Here is a 17333-nt window from a genome sequence, read left to right on the forward strand (position 1 = left end):
CCACGCGTCGGCAGCCGGCCCCCGGGCGACAGCCGGTGCCTGCCGGCCGGGAACCGAGAGGGGTGCCGGCGAACTCGTCGACGACCTGCGAGGCCCACCAGACTGCCCCGGGCCGCCGAGGGTGTCAGCCAGGAAGGGACCACTCGGCTTCCCTTTCGGTAAGTCTGCGGCGCCACGCTCCGTTCGCAAATCCAACTCTGCAGCTCAGAACGGCACCGAACGATCTACCTGACGGAGGCAAAGGCGCGAACTGCTGAAGTAGGCCCGCACTTGCCGATCAGCTACCGGAAGGGCTCGGGGCGAGGTTAAGTTCTCCCACATGACCAGCAACCGCCGAATAATCAAAGCGGTCATACCGGCCGCCGGACTGGGCACGCGGTTCCTGCCAGCAACCAAGGCCGTACCCAAGGAAATGTTGCCGGTGGTGGACAGGCCCGCCATTCAGTACGTGGTCGAGGAAGCCGTTTCGGCCGGCCTCTCGGAAATTCTGATGGTGACCGGGCGCAACAAACGACCGCTGGAAGATCACTTCGACCGCAGCTTCGAGCTGGAGAGCGCACTGCGGGAAAAGGGAGATGTCGCGAAGCTCTCCCGGTTGGACTCCCCATCTTCCGTCGCGAACATCCACTATCTGCGTCAGGGCGATCCCCGCGGCCTGGGCCATGCCGTGCTGCGGGCGGCGTCGTACGTCGGTGACGACCCGTTCGCCGTGCTGCTCGGCGACGATCTGATCGACGCCAGGGACGACCTGCTGACGCGCATGACCGAGGTGCACGGGCGGCACGGCGGGAGCGTCCTGGCCCTCATGGAGGTGAGCCCGGACCAGATCTCCAGGTACGGGTGCGCGGCCGTGACGGCCACCGGAGAGGACGATGTGCTGCGCGTGACCGGCCTGGTCGAGAAGCCCTCGCCGGCCCGGGCGCCGAGCAGTTACGCGGTGATCGGGCGCTATGTGCTGGCGCCCGAGGTCTTCACCGTACTGCGCCGCACCGGGCCGGGGCGCGGCGGGGAGATCCAGCTCACCGACGCCCTGAACGAGATGTGCGAGAGCGGGACGGCGGGACCGGTGCACGGCGTGGTGTTCTCCGGCCGCCGTTACGACACCGGGGACCCCAGTGACTACCTGCGCGCCGTGGTCCGGCTGGCCTGGGAGCGCGAGGACCTGGGGCCGGGATTCCGGGCGTGGCTCGGCGAGTTCGTCGGATCCCGCACCGGCCTCACCGCCGCGCCGGAGCGGCTGGATGCCGCGTAGCCGCCCGCTGACCGAACCAGAGAGGAAGTTCCGTTGGATCTCCAGCTGTCCGGCACGGTGCACATCGTCACCGGCGCATCGGCCGGGATCGGCGCGGCAACCGCACGACTACTGGCCGCGGAAGGCGCCTTGGTCGTCGGTGTCGCACGCAATACGAAGGCCGTCGACGCGATCGCCGAGAACGTGTCGTCGGTTTCCGCCGATGTCACCGATCCGGACGCGGCCCGGCGCGTGACGGAAACCGTTCTGGAACGTCACGGACGCATCGACGGACTGGTGAACAATGCCGGCGGACTCACCTCCCGCCAAGGTTTCCTCGACACCACCGACGCGGACTGGAAAGCCACCTTCGAGCTCAACTTCCATTCGGCGGTCCGGTTCACGAGGGCGGTTCTGCCCACGCTCGTCGAGCAGGGTTCGGGAAGCCTGGTGCATATCGCCAGCGAGGCGGCCCGCTTCCCGGACGCACCGCTGCTGGACTACGCGGCGGCCAAGACCGCGCTGCTGTCCCTGTCCAAGTCCCTGTCGTCCGAGTTCGCGCCCCAGGGAGTGCGCTCCAACGTCGTCTCCCCCGGCCCCACCAGGACGGCACTGTTCGACGCGCCGGGCGGCTTCGCCGACCAACTCGCCGAACGGTACGGAATGCCCCCCGACGACGCGGTCGACCACTTCATCCGCGAGGAGCGCAGGCTGCCCAGCGGGCGCATCGGCCGGCCCGAGGACGTGGCCCGGATCATCGCCTACCTCCTCTCCCCCCTGGCCGGTCAGGTGACCGGCGCCGAGTGGGCGGTCGACGGCGGCGCGCTGCGCCAGATCTGACCCCCGCCACCCCGATCAGTTGGACCCACCCCCATCAATCCGAGTCTTTCTATTGAGGTGCTCATGACACGCCCAGGCCTGAACCGCCGCTCCCTCCTCACCCGCGGCGCCGCCCTCGCCGGCACCGCCACGGCGGCCGCCGCCGGACTGACCACCGTCACCGCTTCCCCCGCCCAGGCCGCTGAGCCGGCCGAGGTCGGCGCGCTCATCCGCCCCGACGACCCCCGCTACCCCCTGCTGGCCACCGGGAACAACCAGCGGTACGTCGCCGCGCCCGAGTACGTGAAGATGATCCGCTCGACCGCCGACGCCGAACGCGCGCTGCGCGCCGCCCACCAGGCCGGCAAGCGGGTCTCCGTACGCAGCGGCGGCCACTGCTTCGCCGCCCTGGTGTGCAACCCCGATGTCGAGGTCATCCTGGACTTCTCCGAGATGACCGACGTCGGCTACGACCCGGCGAGACGCGCCTTCTACGTCGAGCCCGGTGCCCGCCTGCTCAACGTCTACGAGGCGCTGTACAAGGGCTGGGGCGTGACCATTCCCGGCGGCATCTGCTACAGCGTCGGCGCGGGCGGCCACATATCCGGCGGCGGTTACGGGCTGCTCTCCCGCGCCCACGGCCTGGTCGTCGACCACCTGTACGCCGTGGAGGTGGTCACCATCGACGCGCAGGGCAAGGTGCGCACCACTGTCGCCACCCGCGAGGAGAACGACCCGAACCGCGACCTGTGGTGGGCGCACACCGGTGGCGGCGGCGGCAACTTCGGCCTCATCACCCGCTACTGGTTCCGCTCGCCCGACGCCCACGGCACCGAACCCGGCGACCAGCTGGTCTCGCCGCCGTCCAAGGTGCTGGTGCATGCGGTGGACCTGCCCTGGGCCGATCTGGACGAGGCGAAGTTCACCCGGCTGCTGAAGAACTGGGGCGCCTGGCACGAGGCCAACAGCGCGCCGGACTCGCCGTACCGGCACCTGTCGAGCCTGTTCAACGTGAGCGCGAAGGCGCACGGCAGTCTCGGCATGTTCACCCAGGTCGACGCCACCGTGCCCGGCGCCCGGAAGCTGCTGGACGACTTCTTCGCCGCGATCACGGCCGGCACCGGCCTGACGGCCAAGCCGATGGCCAAGGCGAACGGCGAGATCCCGCACCTCGCGGACCTGGCCGAACCGCGCGAGATGCCGTGGCTGAACGCCACCCGGATGGTCGGCACCAACAACCCGACCATCACCAACCCGGTGTCCCGGGCCGTGCACAAGTCCGCCTACATGCGCAAGAACTTCAGCGACCAGCAGATCGCCGCGCTGTACAAGTACATGACCCGGCCGGACTTCGAGAACCCCGACACCATGCTGGTGCTGTTCTCCTTCGGCTGCCAGGTCAACGCGGTCGGGCCGAACGACACGGCCAACGCGCAGCGCGACTGCGCCTTCAAGATGTGCTTCCAGACGTTCTGGCCCGACGCGGCGGACGACGACTTCTACCTGGAGTGGATCCGCGGTCTGTACGGCGAGTTCTTCGCCGAGACCAAGGGCGTTCCGCTGATCGGCGGCCGCACGGACGGCTGCTACATCAACTACTGCGACACCGACATGGCGGACCCCCGCTACAACACCTCGGGCGTCCCCTGGCACACCCTGTACTACAAGGACAACTACCCGCGCCTGCAGCAGGTCAAGAAGCGCTGGGACCCCACGAACTTCTTCCACCACGCCCTCTCCGTCGAGCCCGCCAAGAGCTAGGGCCCGGCCCCGAGGACTGTCACAGGGCGTACACCACCGTCGACGCGACACCTCAATCGGGAGACACCTGATGCGATCTGTTGCCGTGGTCCTGGGTACCCGCCCGGAGGCCATCAAGTTCGCCCCGGTCATCCACGCGCTGCGGGACGACCCCCGCTTCGCGCCGATCGTCATCTCCACCGGTCAACACCGGGAGATGCTGGACGAGACCATGCGGGCGTTCGCTCTGAGCCCCGACATCGACCTCGGTGTCATGGTCCCCAAGCAGACGCTCTCGCAGACCACTTACCGTGCGCTGCGCGAGCTGGAGACCAGGCTCCGCACCCTGGACGTGGAGGCCGTGCTGGTGCACGGCGACACCGCCACGACCATGGCCGGCGCCCTGGCCGGCTTCCATCTCCAGATCCCCGTCATCCATGTGGAGGCGGGGCTGCGCAGCGGCGTTCTCGGGTCGCCCTTCCCCGAGGAGGGCAACCGCCGCATGGTCGCGCAGATCGCCGCCCTGCATCTGGCCCCCACCCCGGGCAACAAGGCGAACCTGCTCGCCGAGGGCATCGCCGAGGACGCCATCGCCGTCACCGGGAACACCGTCATCGACGCGCTGAAGTGGGCGAGCCACCGCGCGGAGAGCTACGGCCACCCCGCGCTGGCAGACCTGGACACCGACCCCCGGCGGGTGGTGGTCGCCTCCGCGCACCGTCGGGACGCCTGGCCCCGCCTCCCGGAGATCGCCCGGGCGTTCGCCGACATCGCCGACGAGCCCGGCACCCGGGTCGTCGTACCGCTGCACCGCAATCCCGCGGTACGGCAGGCGATGCTGCCGCAGATCGGCGGCCACCCGAACATCACGATCGTCGACCCGCTGCCGTACCTGAACTTCTTCCGGCTCATGCGACGCGCGGACATCATCCTCTCGGACAGCAGCGGCGCGCAGGAGGAAGGCCCCGCCCTGGGCAAGCCGACCCTGGTGATCAGCAATGTCACCGAGCGGTCGGAGGCGGTGGTCGCGGGCACGGCCCGGCTGGTCGGCACCGCGTACGACGGCGTGTACGGCCACACCGTCCGGCTGCTGCGAGACCCGCAGCAGTACGCCCGGATGGCCTCGGCGGCCAACCCGTACGGCGACGGACGGGCGACGCAGCGCACGGTCGACGCGATCGCGCACTTCTTCGGCGACGGACCGGCACCGGAGCCGTTCGTGCCGGAGACCGAAGTCGACAGCCTCGCCGTCGAGCTGGCCAGGTCAGCGGAGTACGCGCGGGCATGACGAACGGGACGCACATGACAGACACCGTGGAACGCCCGCTGGACCTGGGCGGCTCCTTCGTCGCCGCGACGGTCGTCGCCGGCGCGGCCGGGCACCGCGTCGGCGGCCGGGCGGTCGTCGTGAACTGCGCGCCGGGCGACGCCTGGGTCGCGGAGTCCCCGCGGCGCCCGATCCCACCGATGACCTCGACGATCGTGACCGACACGACGATCGAGGGCGCCGAACTCCTGGTCGTCCTGCGCACGGACGACGAGAAGGCGGAGCGGATCGCCGGCATCGCGGACGAGCCGGGCTGGGCGCTGCTCGGCGAGCTGCTGGGCGACCGGATCGGCGACGGTCACGGCACCACCGGCGGCCTGCCGTTCGACAAGGGCATCCCGCTGTCGCGGGGGCCGCAGCACACCATCGGCCGGGTCGAGTTCGACCCCGCCCGGGTGCTGCGGGAGCCCGCGGCGGCCGGCACGCCGGACACCTTCGAGGTGCGGGTCAACCTGTGGTTCGCCCCCGCGGGCACCGACTGCTTCATCCACAACCGGCACGACTTCATCGAGGTCCACACGCAGGTGGCCGGCCTCGGCCGCATGCAGAAGTTCCGGGAGCAGGACCACTCCACGCTCTACCAGGACCTCCCGATGAGCCCCGGCTACACCACCCCGGACCCGTTCTGCTCCCTCGGGCCCGACCACACCTACGTCTACCCCTGGCACCAGTACCGCGCCGACACCGACTGCGTCTGGCTGGCCATCGAGTACCACCGCGTCCCGCGGTGACCGACCGTCGAGCGGAGACATGACCATGAACGAGATACGGATCCCGAAGTTCACCCCGGAACTGGTGGCCGACCAACTGCGCGACGGCTACTGGCTGGAGGCCCCCGACATCGACGGCGACGGCCGCCCCGACCTGTTCGGCTACGGCCTGCGCCTGGGTGAGATCTACTGGTACCAGAACGACGGCCGGTGGACCCGGCGCCTGGCGGCGGACGGCTTCCGGATGCCGGTCGGGGCCGACTACGCCGACGTCAGCGGCAACGGCTCCCCCGACATCATCGTCTGCTACGAGCTGTACGGCCCGATCGGCACCATCGTCGACCCCGACCCCGAGGGCGGCAAGATCGCCTGGCTGGAGAACCCCGGCTCGCCCGACAAGGACCCCTCCCGCTGGAAGAAGCACTACGTCGGCCGGGCCACCGGTATGCACCGGCTGCGGGCCGGCTACTTCACCCAGTCAGAACGCCTGGAGATCATCGGACTGCCGATCGTGGCCGAGGCGGATGTGCACGGGGTGCTGCCGGTGGTGCTTTTCACCCAGCCCGACGACGTGCTCGGCGCCGAGGAATGGCCGATGACGGTCATCGACGACAGCAACTTCCGCATGATCCACGGCGCGGAGAAGAAGCGGGGCCTGATCCCCGGCTCCGACCGGGACTCACTGCTGCTCGCCTCCGACGAGGGCGTCACCTGGCTGTACTTCGACGCCGAGCGCGGCGAATGGGTGCGCGAACTCATCGGCACCGGCGAGCTGAGCCAGTTCGAGAAGACCGGCTTCCGGGGAAGCGGCGACCTGAACGCCGGACGGCTCGGCGACGACCCGATGGCGTACGTGGCCGCGATCGAACCGTTCCACGGCAACACGGTCGCCGTCTACACCAAGGGCGAAGGCGGCGGCTGGGAGCGGACGCTGCTGGACGTGTACGGCGACCCGAACGAGAACGGCGAGGGCCCCGGCCACCAGATCGTGTGCGCCGACTTCGACGGGGACGGCGACGACGAGTTCCTGGTGGCGCTGCGCGGACCGTGGCCCTGGCAGGGCGTCATGTACTACAAGGCCGTCGACGCGGCCCGGGGCATCTGGGCGAAGTGGCGGGTGTCCGACGAGTCCGTCGCGCGGATCGCCACGGCCGACTTCAACGGTGACGGCCGGCTCGACTTCGCCACCATCGCGTACTCGGTGCAGAACTACTACGTGGCCAAGGACGCCAAGATCGTGATCCACCGGAACGAGATCGACCTCGCCGAGTAGGCCCCCTCCCCCTGAGTCCCGGGGCGGCCGTGCCCGGCCGCCCCGGGACGTTTCCCCAAGAGGAGCATCGTCATGGCCCGCGCCCGCGTCGCCGCCCTCCCCTCCCTCACAGGCCTGCGTTTCTTCGCGGCCCTGCTGGTCTTCTTCTTCCACACCTCCCTCACCGACTCGCCCATCCCGCCCAACGACCCGATCAACCCGTTCGCCGACTCCGCCGTCGCGAAGGCCTACACCAAGGCGTTCCTGCACACCGGCTACATCGGGGTGTCGTTCTTCTTCGTGCTCTCCGGCTTCGTGCTGACCTGGTCGGCGCGGCCGGGGCAGTCCATGGTGGCGTTCTGGCGCCGCCGTATGACGAAGATCTTCCCGAACCACCTGGTGGTGTTCCTCGCCTCGCTGATCCTCTTCGCGGGCGCCACCATCACGTCGGTGAGCCAGTGGCTGCCCAACATGCTGCTGGTGCACACCTTCTTCCCGCAGGCGGACATCAACCTCAGCATGAACCCGCCGAGCTGGTCCCTCGGCAGCGAACTGCTGTTCTACCTCCTCTTCCCGCTCCTGATCGTGCCGATCCGCAGGATCCGCGCGGGGGCGCTGTGGGGCTGGACCGCGGCGATGGCCGCCGGCACGGTGCTGGTCCAGCTGGTCTCGACCTACCTGGTCCCCGACACCCCCAAGTCGGCGATCACCCCGATCTCCGACAAGCAGTTCTGGTTCGGCTACCTGTTCCCGCCCGGCCGCCTCTTCGAGTTCGTGCTGGGTGTCCTGCTGGCGCGCCTCGTACTGGCCGACCGCTGGCCCCGCTGGATGGGCATCGGCAAGTCGCTGGTGCTGTGCGCACTGGGGTACGCCGCCGGTTTCCTGGTGCCCTTCCAGTACACGTTCGTCACCGTGACGATCGTCCCCATCGGCGCGCTGATCGCCTCGGTGGCCGCATCCGACGTCGCCGGCCGGCACACCTGGCTGCGCAGCCGCCCGATGGTCTGGCTGGGTGAGGTCTCCTTCGGCTTCTACCTGGTCCAGGGGGTGACGATCTTCTACCTTCGCTCGCTCCTGGACGGCGCCACCTACTCGGTACCGGCGTCGATCCTGCTCATCATCGGCTTCTTCGCCGCATCACTGCTGGCCGGCTGGCTCCTGTACCGCTTCGTGGAAATGCCGGCGATGCGCCGCTTCAGCCGGAGCCGCCGCACGACGGAACCGGCCACGCCGGCCCCGGCCGAATCCCGGCCGACGTCGGTACGAGCACTCTGAGCCGCCGCTGAAGCGACGGGGGCCGGGGTTCAGGACCCCGGCCCCCATGAGCGCCCCTCCAGGGGCGCGGACCCGTATCGGCATGCGGCTTCGCGGTGCGGGCGCGACCAGCCTCGACGCACCCGCGACCGACGACGGCCGGCTACACCCGCACCGCCCGCGCCTCTTCCGCGAAGGCCTTCGCGAGCAGCTCGTGCGACCGCAACCGGTCCTCCGGCGCGCAGGTGAGCGTGTTGACCATGATCTCGTCGACCCCGTGCTCGGCCGCCAGCTCGGTCAACCGCTCCCGCACCTGCTCCGGCGTCCCCCACACCAGGGAACGCCGGCGGACAGCGGCCCGCTCGGCCTCCAGCGAATCCCACCGGTGCTTGCGCGCGTCCTCGACGCTGGGCAACGGCAGGTCCTCGCCCAGGTCCTTGCGGGCCCGCCACAGCAGCACGCTCTGCGCGAGCGCCTCGGCCCGTTGCTCGCTCTCGGCGGTGACGACGCGTACCGCGAGCACGCCCCCGCGGACCGCCCGGCCGTGCTCGGCGAGCGTCGTCCGGTAGGAGGCGAGGGCCTCCCGGGCCGGGCCGGGCACCAGGAAGTGCGCGAAGGCGTACCCCGTCCCCAGTTCGCCCGCCAGCAGCGCCGAACTCGCCCCGGCGCCGAGCAGCCACATCTGTGGCCGCACGGGTGGGACCAGCCCCGTCTCGCCCCCGGCGAGCGGGTCGGCGCCGTCCAGACCCAGCAGCGCCCGCACCGCCAGCACCCGCTGCGGATAGTCGTGGGCGGGACCTCCGCTGCGGCCCAGGCCCAGGTCCACCCGGCCGGGGTACACCGACGACAGGACCGAGAAGACCTCGGCCACCTTCGCCGGCGAGTACCGGGGCAGCAGCACCCCTCCGGTGCCGACCCGCATCCGCCGGGTGTGGCCCAGCAGGACGGCGGCGAGGATCTCCGGGGCGCAGCCCGCGAACCCCGGGGAACCGTGGTGTTCCGCAGTCCAGTACCGGACGTGTCCCAACTCCTCGGCAGCCTGAGCCAGTTCGACCGACGCTCGCAGCGCGTCGGCCGGTGAGAAGCCCGTGCCGACGGGTGACTGGTCCAGCACCGACAGGCGCGGGGCCCGCGCGGCCGCCCCGCTCATCGCCCGCCCCGCACGGTCGCCGGCACGATCTGGTAGTCCCGCTGGAAGACCAGGTTGTGCAGATCACCGGTGGCGATCGCACGCAGCGTGGGCACCTCGGCCGCCGCCTGCTCGGGAGTGAACACGTTCAGCGGCCAGTCGTGCACGGTCGCCCCCCGCAGATGGGGGTGGTGGAAGCCGCCGCCGTAGTACGCGAGAAGGGTGATCGGCGCGATCCCGGCCTCCCGTTGCTCGGGCCACGACAGCGTCCAGCTCGCCCCGAGGCCCCCGTCCTGCGTGCGCCGGATCCCGCTCGCCGTCACCTCGCCGGTACCGAGGAGCAGGACGGTGTCGAACTCCTCCAGCACCTGGACGGCGTACGGGTGGAGCAGTTCGACGGCCTTCTCGAAGTGCCGTTCCTTGCCGCGGCGCGACACGGTGTCGCCGCTCTCGCCGTGGGTGCCGTCGCGCAGGTCACCGAAGTGGCGCAGCAGGGCCGCGATGTGCTGCGGCACCGTCTCGGGTGGTGTGGTGGTCATGGTGTCTCCTTCCGTGCTTCCAGTTGCTCACGCAGCGCCGCGCCCAGCCAGCGCCGCAGCCCCGGGTTCCCCGCACCGGGGCCGCCGGCGGCGAGGAAGGCCGCGTGCGGGGTGCCGGGGAAGGTCTTCAGCCATACGGCGTTGCCCGCCTCGCGCAGCAGCCGGGCGTACTCCCGGACGTCGTCGCGGACGGGATCGAGCTCGCCGACCGCGAGTACCGCCGGGGCCAGGCCGTCCAGCCGCTCCGCCGCCAGGGGGGTGCTGTACAGCGGGGTCCCGCCGCGTACGGCGGTCTCGACTCCGCCGCGGTACATCTCCCAGGCCAGCCGGAGGTCCTCCGCCGCGGGGAAGGCGCCCGGCTCGCTGGTGTAGGAGGCGGCTGCGCAGTCGGGGTCCAGGGGCGGATAGGCCAGCACCTGGGCGGCGAGCGGCTGGTCGCGGTCGCGGCGGGCGAGGGCCGCGCAGGCGGCGATGGTGCCGCCCGCGCTGTCGCCCCCGACCGCCAGCGGCTCGCCGTCCGCCGCCTGTTCCCCGGCCCACGCGAGTGTGGTCAGCACGTCCTCCAGCTGGGCGGGGTGCCGGTAGCCGGGGGCCAGTCGGTAGCCGGTGCTGACCACCGTGCACCCTGAGGCTTTCGCGAGGTCCATGACGGGCCCGTGCCAGTGCTCGACCGCCCCGGCCTGCCAGCTGCCGCCGTGCGCCCAGACCAGCCAGCCGTACGACCGCGGTCCGGGCCGGTAGATCCGTACCGGGATGCGGTGGGTTCCCGCGTCCAGCCAGCTCGGCCGCCACTCCACCGCACCGGACCGCCGGGTGTCCGGGCGTACGGCCCAGTCCTCGTCCGTACCGGCCGGGCCGGCGTGGGGTTCGTACCGCCGTGAGTTGCGTCGGGAGTTCGAGTTACTGCGCACTCGACCGATCACCGCGCAGGAACACGGCGCTGGTGAGGACGCCGAGGAGGACGATGGCGGCGTTGACCGCGATGGCCGTCTTCAGTCCGCCGAGGACGGCCGCGGCGCCCGTTCCGGTCATCGCGGCGGTGGCGATGGCGCTCATGATCGGTGTGCCCATGGTGATGCCGATCTGCTGGGTCATGGTCGCGAGCCCGGTGGCCAGGCCCTGTTCGTGGTCGGCGAGACCGGAGGTGGCGGTGACCATGAAGCCGACGATGACGAGCATGTTGCCGACACCGCCGGCGAAGGTGGCGACCAGCAGCAGCCACATCCAGGAGCCGTTGTCGCCGAGGCCGAGCAGGGCGGCGGTGAACACGGTCTGCAGGATGCCGCCGGTGATCAGCGTCTGCTTGCTGCCGATCTTCCCGATGACCTTGGGGGCGATCGAGCCGCCGACGACCGTTCCGATGCCCAGCACGCCGAAGGACAGTCCGGCGGCCAGCGGGGAGAAGCCGAGCACCTCCTGGAGGTAGAGGGTCAGCAGGAAGACCAGGGAGGTCTCGGTGAGGAAGGCGATCAGACCGGCGATGTTGCCCCAGGCCACCGAACGCTTGCCGAGCACGCCGAGCGGCACCAGCGGGGCGCTCACCTTGCGCTCGACGGCCCAGAAGACGATCAGCAGCAGCACGCCGGCCGCCAGCGACAGCAGGGCGCTCGCGGAGCCCCAGCCCTGCTCACCGGCCTGGGTGAGGCCGAAGACGATGGCCAGCAGACCGAGGGTGACGCTGACGGCGCCGGGGACGTCCAGCTTCGGGCGCTCGTCGGGCCGGGACTCCTTGATGACCGTGGGGGCGACGATCAGGACGGCGAGGGCGACGGGCACGTTGATGAAGAACGCCCAGCGCCAGGAGAGCAGGTCGGTCAGCAGGCCGCCGAGGATGGCGCCGGTGGTGAATCCGGCGGACATCAGGGCCCCGTTGAGGCCGAGGGCCTTCTCCCGCAGCGGTCCCTCCGGGAACGAGGTCGTCATGAGCGAGAGGCCGGCCGGGGTCACCGCGGCGGTCGCGAGCCCCTGGAAGACACGCGCCGCGATCAGCACCTCCGGGTTCTGTGCCAGACCGCCCAGCAGCGAGGCGGCGCCCAGCACCATCAGACCGCCGAGGAAGAGCCGGCGGCGGCCGAACAGGTCCGCGACCCGGCCGAACAGCAGGGTGAAGCCCGCCGCGCACAGGGCGAACGCGGTGCCGATCCACTGCAGGTGCGCCAGGGAGAAGCCCAGGCCCTCGCCGATCACCGGCAGTGCCACGTTCAGGATGGAGAAGTCCACGGCCAGCATGAACTGGGCCGCGAGCAGCAGCACCAGCACCAGCCGCAGGCGCGGGGTGAGGACGGCTGGGGCCGTTCCTACGGCCGTACGGGCCGTGTCCGAATCAGTGACGGACATGACGTCGAGTCCCTTTCGTTCGAGCTCCTTGGTGCGTCGGTGGTGCGCACCGCTGGAACGAGACTCGTCCCGGCCCGGGACCCCAGCCAGCCCCCTGTCTCGCGCAGCCAGCGCAAGGGTGGTCATCACATGACCACCCTTACCGCTCACGACCGGCGCGGCGGGCGGGCATCATGGAGGGGAGTGAACGGGAGGCATCGATGGAGACTGCGTCCGAACTGGGGGATTTCCTGAAGTCCCGCCGTGCCGCACTGCGCCCGGAGGACGTCGGCATCACCCCGCATCCGACCCGCCGGAGGGTCAGCGGGCTGCGCCGGGAGGAGCTGGCCATGCTCGCCGGGGTCAGCATCACCCACTACACCCGTCTCGAACAGGGCCGCGCACTCAGCGCCTCGGACTCGGTGCTGGACGCGATCGCGCGCACCCTGCGGCTGACCGACGACGAGACCGCGCACCTGAAGGACCTGGCCCGGCCCACCACTGCGAACCGCCCCGCCGCACCCCGCGCGGAGCAGGCCAGCCGCTCGGCACGACAGCTACTGGCGGCCATGTCGGAGGTGCCGGCGCTGGTCCTGGACCGCCGCAACGACATCCTGGCCTGGAACCGGCTGGGGCACGCGCTGCTCGCCGCGCATCTGCCCGCGGACAGCCCCGAGACACCGGCCACCCGGCCCAATGTGACGCGGATGCTGTTCCTGGACGAGCGCTACCGCGCCCTGTACACCGACTGGCACGACGAGGCGCAGCTCGCGGTCGCCTCGCTGCGGCTGATCGCCGGCCGGCACCCCGACGACCGTCGGCTGACCGAACTGGTCGGCCAACTCACCGTGCAGTGCAATGAGTTCGCCTCCCGCTGGGCCCGCCATCCGGTGCGCACGTGCACCTCGGGGGTGAAGCAGCTGCGTCACCCGCTGGTCGGCACGATGGACCTGTACTTCGAGAACCTCGTCATCCCCGGCTCGTCCGGCCAGCGTCTGATCGCCTACACGGCCGAACCGGGCTCACCCTCCGAGGCGGCCCTGCGCCTGCTGGGCAGCGCGACCGCATCCGAGGTCGGGAGCACCTCCGCGGCGGTGTGAGGTCAGAACGCGCCGACCGGCCGGGGAGCGTACAGCTCCCCGGCCGGTGCCGTTCTCAGGCGCCGCGCTGCCCGACCAGGTGCGACAGGGACGGGCACCCGGAGTCCGCCAGGCGCAGATGGGCGTACGCCGCCGAAGCCATGGTCATGTGATGGTGCCAGGCGGGGAAGGAACGCCCGGCGAAGTCCAGCAGCTCGTACCGACCGTCCATGCAGTCGGCGGTGACCGTGGAACTGACGTAGAGGCGGGTCAGTTCGAGAAGCTCGTCGAGCCGGTGGTGGGTGAGGTTGGTGAACCAGATCCGGGAGCCCGGCCGTCCGTCCGCGGCGAGTTCGGTGAACAACCTGTACGCCCACTGCTCACGCTCACCGCTCCCCTGCTGCGGCTTGCGGGCCGGCTGCCTCAGCAGGGTGGACAGGACCTGGGCCTGACGGAACCTCCCGTCGGCACCCGTGACGGCCGCGGTGTGCTGGCTCCACGTACGCCGCACGTCCGGCCCGGCCGGACGGTGGCCGGCCACGCGCCCGGTCCTGCGGCGGAGGGCGTCATGGGCGGTTCTGTCATAGGGAGTTCGGCCATAGGGAATTCTCTGCAGGCGGGTGGGCAAGCGCTGTTCCGGCACCCTGCCCTCGCGAGGTGCCACCAGCCGGGGGTTGATGGCGACTATGAAGTCGCGCCCGGTGCTGTCCAGAAGGTCCGTCAGCTCCGCGAGTTCGGTCGCGTCTCCCATGTCGGCCACCACCGGCACGTCCGGCGAACAGGTGCTGCCGACATGGCCGTCCAGCAGCAGGTCCACCATGTGTCTCCACTGGGGACGGTAGCTCTCGGTCTCGGGTATGCGGGCGCGCCGGCGCAGACCGGGCTCGTCGGTCCACCGCCGTGGCAGCACGAGCCGCCAGTCGACGGGGAAATTGGCCCCGGGACAGGACAGGAAGAGGCCGACCGCGAGCTGGCAGTTGACGGTTCGCCCGCTGGAGACGTCGAATCGCTGGTGCACGCCCACGGACTGGTCGCCGCGCTTGGGCAGGGCGACGGGCGTGATGGTCAACGCCCGCACGGACGACCGCTCCTCGATCCACTGCGCCAGAGCGTCGCGAGCCGGCCCCCACTCCCACGGGCTGCTGTTGATGAACTGCTGGAGCGAGTACCACACGGTGGGCGAGCCGGACACGGACTCCGCCACTCGCCGCATCGACTTCCTGCCGTCAGTGAGCAGCAGCCCTTTCAGGTAGGTCTGGGCCCATCGGCGTTGGTCGGCTCGTGGTAGGTAGCCGAAGATCCGCTGGGCGAAGGTGTCGACAGACACGGACTGGGCACCCGGTCTCGCCAGAACGTGCTGCGCGTGCGGTAAATGCATGGCCAGCGTTCCCCTCTACGCCTCCAGTCGGATTCGACCGATCAGTGAAGCATCGCCCTTGATACTTCACTGTGACCTGCGCCTCAGAGAGAGAAAATTATAGGTTAAGATTGTATAACACAATCTGCAACCTTCTGACTGTCCCAGCCTCCGGGGCGCGGCGAACACCGCAGCAGGAGCGGGATTGTCATGATCATCCGCCCGTCGGCGCGCGACCACCAGCACCGGCTCCCCCCGCGATTCGGCAGCCCAGGGCCGCCGACGCTCCGCCCCCGCCCCGCCGCCTCCCGGACCGTGCCGACGGCCGCCTGCGGACCGGGACACGGCCGCAGGCCGGGGCCGGCCATGCACAGCACGGTCTGGCTCCTCGACATCGGTCGTCATCAGCCGGCGAAGCGCATCGCGACGGCGTGGATCCGCTGGGCGAGGATGCCGAAGCCTGCGCCTGCCCCCGCGCGGCCAGCCGGCGGCCGTGTACGAGGCGCCGGCGATCACGCTCAGGCCGGGGGGCCACCACCAACCTCCTTTCACTCGAAGGGCACGGCTTCTGGCACGCCCAGCAGCAGTCCGAGCCGGGGCGGAGACGAGGAGGACGGACCCGCGCCCACTCCCGCCGCCCCGAGCGCCCCAGGCACGATGCCGCAGCCGTCCGCCACCGAGCCCGCCCAGACCGCACCGCCTACTCAGGCCCCCGCCCCGTCGCCGTCGACGACGCCCCCGAGCCCCTCACCGTCCCCGACCGCCGACGACCCGGCCCACGACTGCCTGTGCTTCTGGTTCCCCTGGCTCGACGAGTGCAAGACGGCCGGGTAGCAGCAGCCCCTGACCGGGCGGCTCCGCTCCAGCGCTGGCCAGCCCACCGCTCCCCTTGCACGGGCAGCCGGGCCACCCGAGTGGTGGGTTTTCACTTCGGCCGAGCACTGGCCGAGCTGATGATCTTGCCGCACGAAAAAGGCCCCCGCGGGAGTGGGGGCCTTGCCCTTATCGCTGGTCAGACGGGTCTGCCCGCGTAGTGCGCGGTGGGGCGGGTGGGACTCGAACCCACGGCCGACGGATTATGAGGACGATCAAGGCTCGAAAGTGCACACGCTCCGTGGCCAGCGCTGGAGCGGGTGCCCTGGAGGCTGCGTAGCGGAACGGCTACCACCTGCGGTTTCGCACCTGTCAGATCGTGTCAGCTTGTGCGTGATCATGCCGGACGGTCACGGACGGTACTTCCCCAGCGCTTCCCCGGCCCGCCCGAATCGACCTGGTTTCCTCAGCCCGTTCCCCGGGGCGGGGCAGTGATGGACGGTACGGAGCGTCGCACCGCGGGGTCACGGTGAACGACCACGTCGGAGGCCAGGACCCGAAGCGGCAGGCGACGGAGTCTCATTCCGGGCAGGGCGTTGGCCCCTCCTTCGGCTCGGCAACACTGGATGGAGCCCGTTCACTTTTCGCCATTTTCTCCGCGCCGCCGCGACGCCCGAAGCGGTCACTTCGCGTAACCGAGGAGACTCCGTGAAATCGGCATGCTGCTCCCCCTGACGTGGCTGAGGAAGCGGCCGAGACGCCCCGCATCAGGCTTCGGTGCGGGCGCTGTGCGTTCGGCTTGGGACTCCCCTACAGCCCGTCGGTGTTCAGCTCATCCAGGTGCTCCCGCAGGAACCGGTGTGTCTGCTCGTCGGTGGCGACGTATTCGTTGTCGAAGCGGCTGTCTGCCCATGACGTCTTGCCGCTGGAGCGGATGCGCAACTCGCCTCCCGTGATCCGGTACCGCCGGTACTCGCGAAAGTTCCTTCCCTCGTAGCTGGTCTGCAGCTCGAAGCCCTCGTTCTGCACCAGCAGTTGCTGGCGCACTTCCCTCGTCAGGCGCATGATCTCCCCAGGATTCATAACGGTGGGGAGACCATGGCACGTCTGAGCCGCAGTCCGCCCCTGCTCTGCAGAAGGCAGTGCGAACCTTCCGCTGTGCCCTTATCCTCCGGCCATGCCGGAGGAGACGGCCGTGCAACGGACCATCACAGCCTTGTTCACCAGTCCGCTCTCCTTGTGCGAGGCGGCGGCCGCGCTACCGAGAACAGCGGGGCTGTACGCCTGGTGGGCGGCACCGAGCGTTCTGCCGTCGTTTCCGGGACCGGCGAACCTCGCGGATCCGAACCGACGGCTGCTCTATCTCGGCAAGGCCACTCGGTTGCGGAGCCGGGTCGCCTCGAACCATCTGAGGCGCTCCGGGAGCTCCACTCTGCGTCGGACGCTGGCGGGGCTGCTCATGCCTACCGAGGGCTACTGGACGGCTTGGACCGACCGGGTGGTCCTCGTGCCGGAGGACGAGGAGCGTCTCAGCGAGTGGATGCGCAGGCACCTCGCCCTCACCTGGACCGAGCATGCTGATCCACTCGCGGTAGAAGGAGAGCTGATCTCCCGGTTGCGTCCGCCACTCAATGTCAACGGCGCGGAGCGGGGGGTGGCGCGCGACGCGGTCGAGCAGGCGCGTAGGAGGTACTACTGCAGCGCTGGTCCGCGACCGGCCGAGTAGCCCAGAAGGGTGTGTGGCACGGTGCTTCTCAGGCTCAGCCA

The 17333-nt window shown here is 70.4% G+C and carries 16 protein-coding genes; 10 read left to right on the forward strand and 6 right to left on the reverse strand.

Translation table 11 applies throughout. The features are described from left to right. The first annotated feature begins 319 nt into the window (after positions 1-319). From ACH4ZX_RS12240 to ACH4ZX_RS12270, 7 genes are all read left to right on the forward strand, one after another. On the forward strand, positions 320-1252 hold the full coding sequence (locus ACH4ZX_RS12240) for a UTP--glucose-1-phosphate uridylyltransferase (RefSeq protein WP_398271348.1): 933 nt from the start codon (positions 320-322) through the stop codon (positions 1250-1252). 33 nt (positions 1253-1285) lie between these two features. Continuing rightward, positions 1286-2071, forward strand: coding sequence for an SDR family NAD(P)-dependent oxidoreductase (locus tag ACH4ZX_RS12245; protein WP_398271350.1), 786 nt, complete (start codon positions 1286-1288; stop codon positions 2069-2071). A gap of 63 nt (positions 2072-2134) precedes the next feature. Continuing rightward, positions 2135-3811 (forward strand): FAD-dependent oxidoreductase, encoded by a 1677-nt coding sequence (locus ACH4ZX_RS12250; RefSeq protein WP_398271352.1) that lies wholly within the window; start codon positions 2135-2137, stop codon positions 3809-3811. 70 nt (positions 3812-3881) lie between these two features. After that, a complete protein-coding gene (wecB, locus tag ACH4ZX_RS12255) occupies positions 3882-5078 on the forward strand; it encodes a non-hydrolyzing UDP-N-acetylglucosamine 2-epimerase (RefSeq protein ID WP_398271354.1) in 1197 nt (398 codons plus the stop codon). A gap of 14 nt (positions 5079-5092) precedes the next feature. Next, positions 5093-5848, forward strand: coding sequence for a hypothetical protein (locus tag ACH4ZX_RS12260; RefSeq protein ID WP_398271356.1), 756 nt, complete (start codon positions 5093-5095; stop codon positions 5846-5848). Between the two features lie 19 nt (positions 5849-5867). Then, positions 5868-7100 (forward strand): FG-GAP repeat domain-containing protein, encoded by a 1233-nt coding sequence (locus ACH4ZX_RS12265; RefSeq protein ID WP_398271358.1) that lies wholly within the window; start codon positions 5868-5870, stop codon positions 7098-7100. A gap of 72 nt (positions 7101-7172) precedes the next feature. Beyond that, positions 7173-8354 (forward strand): acyltransferase family protein, encoded by a 1182-nt coding sequence (locus ACH4ZX_RS12270; protein WP_398271360.1) that lies wholly within the window; start codon positions 7173-7175, stop codon positions 8352-8354. A 142-nt stretch (positions 8355-8496) separates the two neighbouring features. Here ACH4ZX_RS12270 and ACH4ZX_RS12275 read toward each other — a convergent pair whose 3' ends face one another. From ACH4ZX_RS12275 to ACH4ZX_RS12290, 4 genes are read right to left on the reverse strand one after another with little or no spacing between them, the layout of a single operon-like run. Then, positions 8497-9483 carry an MsnO8 family LLM class oxidoreductase gene (locus ACH4ZX_RS12275; RefSeq protein ID WP_398271362.1) on the reverse strand — a complete coding sequence of 329 codons (987 nt, stop codon included), beginning with the start codon at positions 9481-9483 and terminating at the stop codon, positions 8497-8499. Next, positions 9480-10001, reverse strand: coding sequence for a hypothetical protein (locus tag ACH4ZX_RS12280; protein WP_398271364.1), 522 nt, complete (start codon positions 9999-10001; stop codon positions 9480-9482). Before ACH4ZX_RS12280 ends, ACH4ZX_RS12275 begins: the two co-directional genes overlap by 4 nt. Then, entirely contained in the window at positions 9998-10912 is a 915-nt protein-coding gene (locus ACH4ZX_RS12285) for an alpha/beta hydrolase (protein ID WP_398271366.1), read from the reverse strand. The genes ACH4ZX_RS12280 and ACH4ZX_RS12285 overlap by 4 nt, the downstream gene beginning before the upstream one ends. Beyond that, complete coding sequence (locus tag ACH4ZX_RS12290; RefSeq protein ID WP_398271368.1) at positions 10902-12338, reverse strand: MFS transporter; 1437 nt, start codon at positions 12336-12338, stop codon at positions 10902-10904. Before ACH4ZX_RS12290 ends, ACH4ZX_RS12285 begins: the two co-directional genes overlap by 11 nt. 200 nt (positions 12339-12538) lie before the next feature. Here ACH4ZX_RS12290 and ACH4ZX_RS12295 point away from each other — a divergent pair, with 200 nt between their 5' ends. After that, positions 12539-13417 carry a helix-turn-helix transcriptional regulator gene (locus ACH4ZX_RS12295; protein WP_398271370.1) on the forward strand — a complete coding sequence of 293 codons (879 nt, stop codon included), beginning with the start codon at positions 12539-12541 and terminating at the stop codon, positions 13415-13417. A gap of 55 nt (positions 13418-13472) precedes the next feature. Here the strand turns inward: ACH4ZX_RS12295 and ACH4ZX_RS12300 are convergent, their stop codons facing one another. Beyond that, the gene (locus tag ACH4ZX_RS12300; protein ID WP_398271372.1) at positions 13473-14723 is read right to left on the reverse strand and encodes an IS701 family transposase; all 1251 of its coding nucleotides are present in this window, start codon (positions 14721-14723) and stop codon (positions 13473-13475) included. Positions 14724-15410: 687 nt separating this feature from the next. On the opposite strand from ACH4ZX_RS12300, the gene ACH4ZX_RS12305 reads away from it, so the two are divergent. Further along, complete coding sequence (locus ACH4ZX_RS12305; RefSeq protein WP_398271374.1) at positions 15411-15587, forward strand: hypothetical protein; 177 nt, start codon at positions 15411-15413, stop codon at positions 15585-15587. 789 nt (positions 15588-16376) lie between these two features. Here ACH4ZX_RS12305 and ACH4ZX_RS12310 read toward each other — a convergent pair. Continuing rightward, positions 16377-16631: a hypothetical protein gene (locus ACH4ZX_RS12310; RefSeq protein ID WP_398271376.1), complete on the reverse strand. Its 255-nt coding sequence runs from the start codon at positions 16629-16631 to the stop codon at positions 16377-16379. A gap of 112 nt (positions 16632-16743) precedes the next feature. Here ACH4ZX_RS12310 and ACH4ZX_RS12315 point away from each other — a divergent pair, with 112 nt between their 5' ends. Continuing rightward, a complete protein-coding gene (locus ACH4ZX_RS12315; RefSeq protein ID WP_398271378.1) occupies positions 16744-17292 on the forward strand; it encodes a GIY-YIG nuclease family protein in 549 nt (182 codons plus the stop codon). Positions 17293-17333 lie beyond the last annotated feature (41 nt).

Source organism: Streptomyces sp. NPDC020490 (genome assembly GCF_044335305.1).
GTDB lineage: Bacteria > Actinomycetota > Actinomycetes > Streptomycetales > Streptomycetaceae > Streptomyces.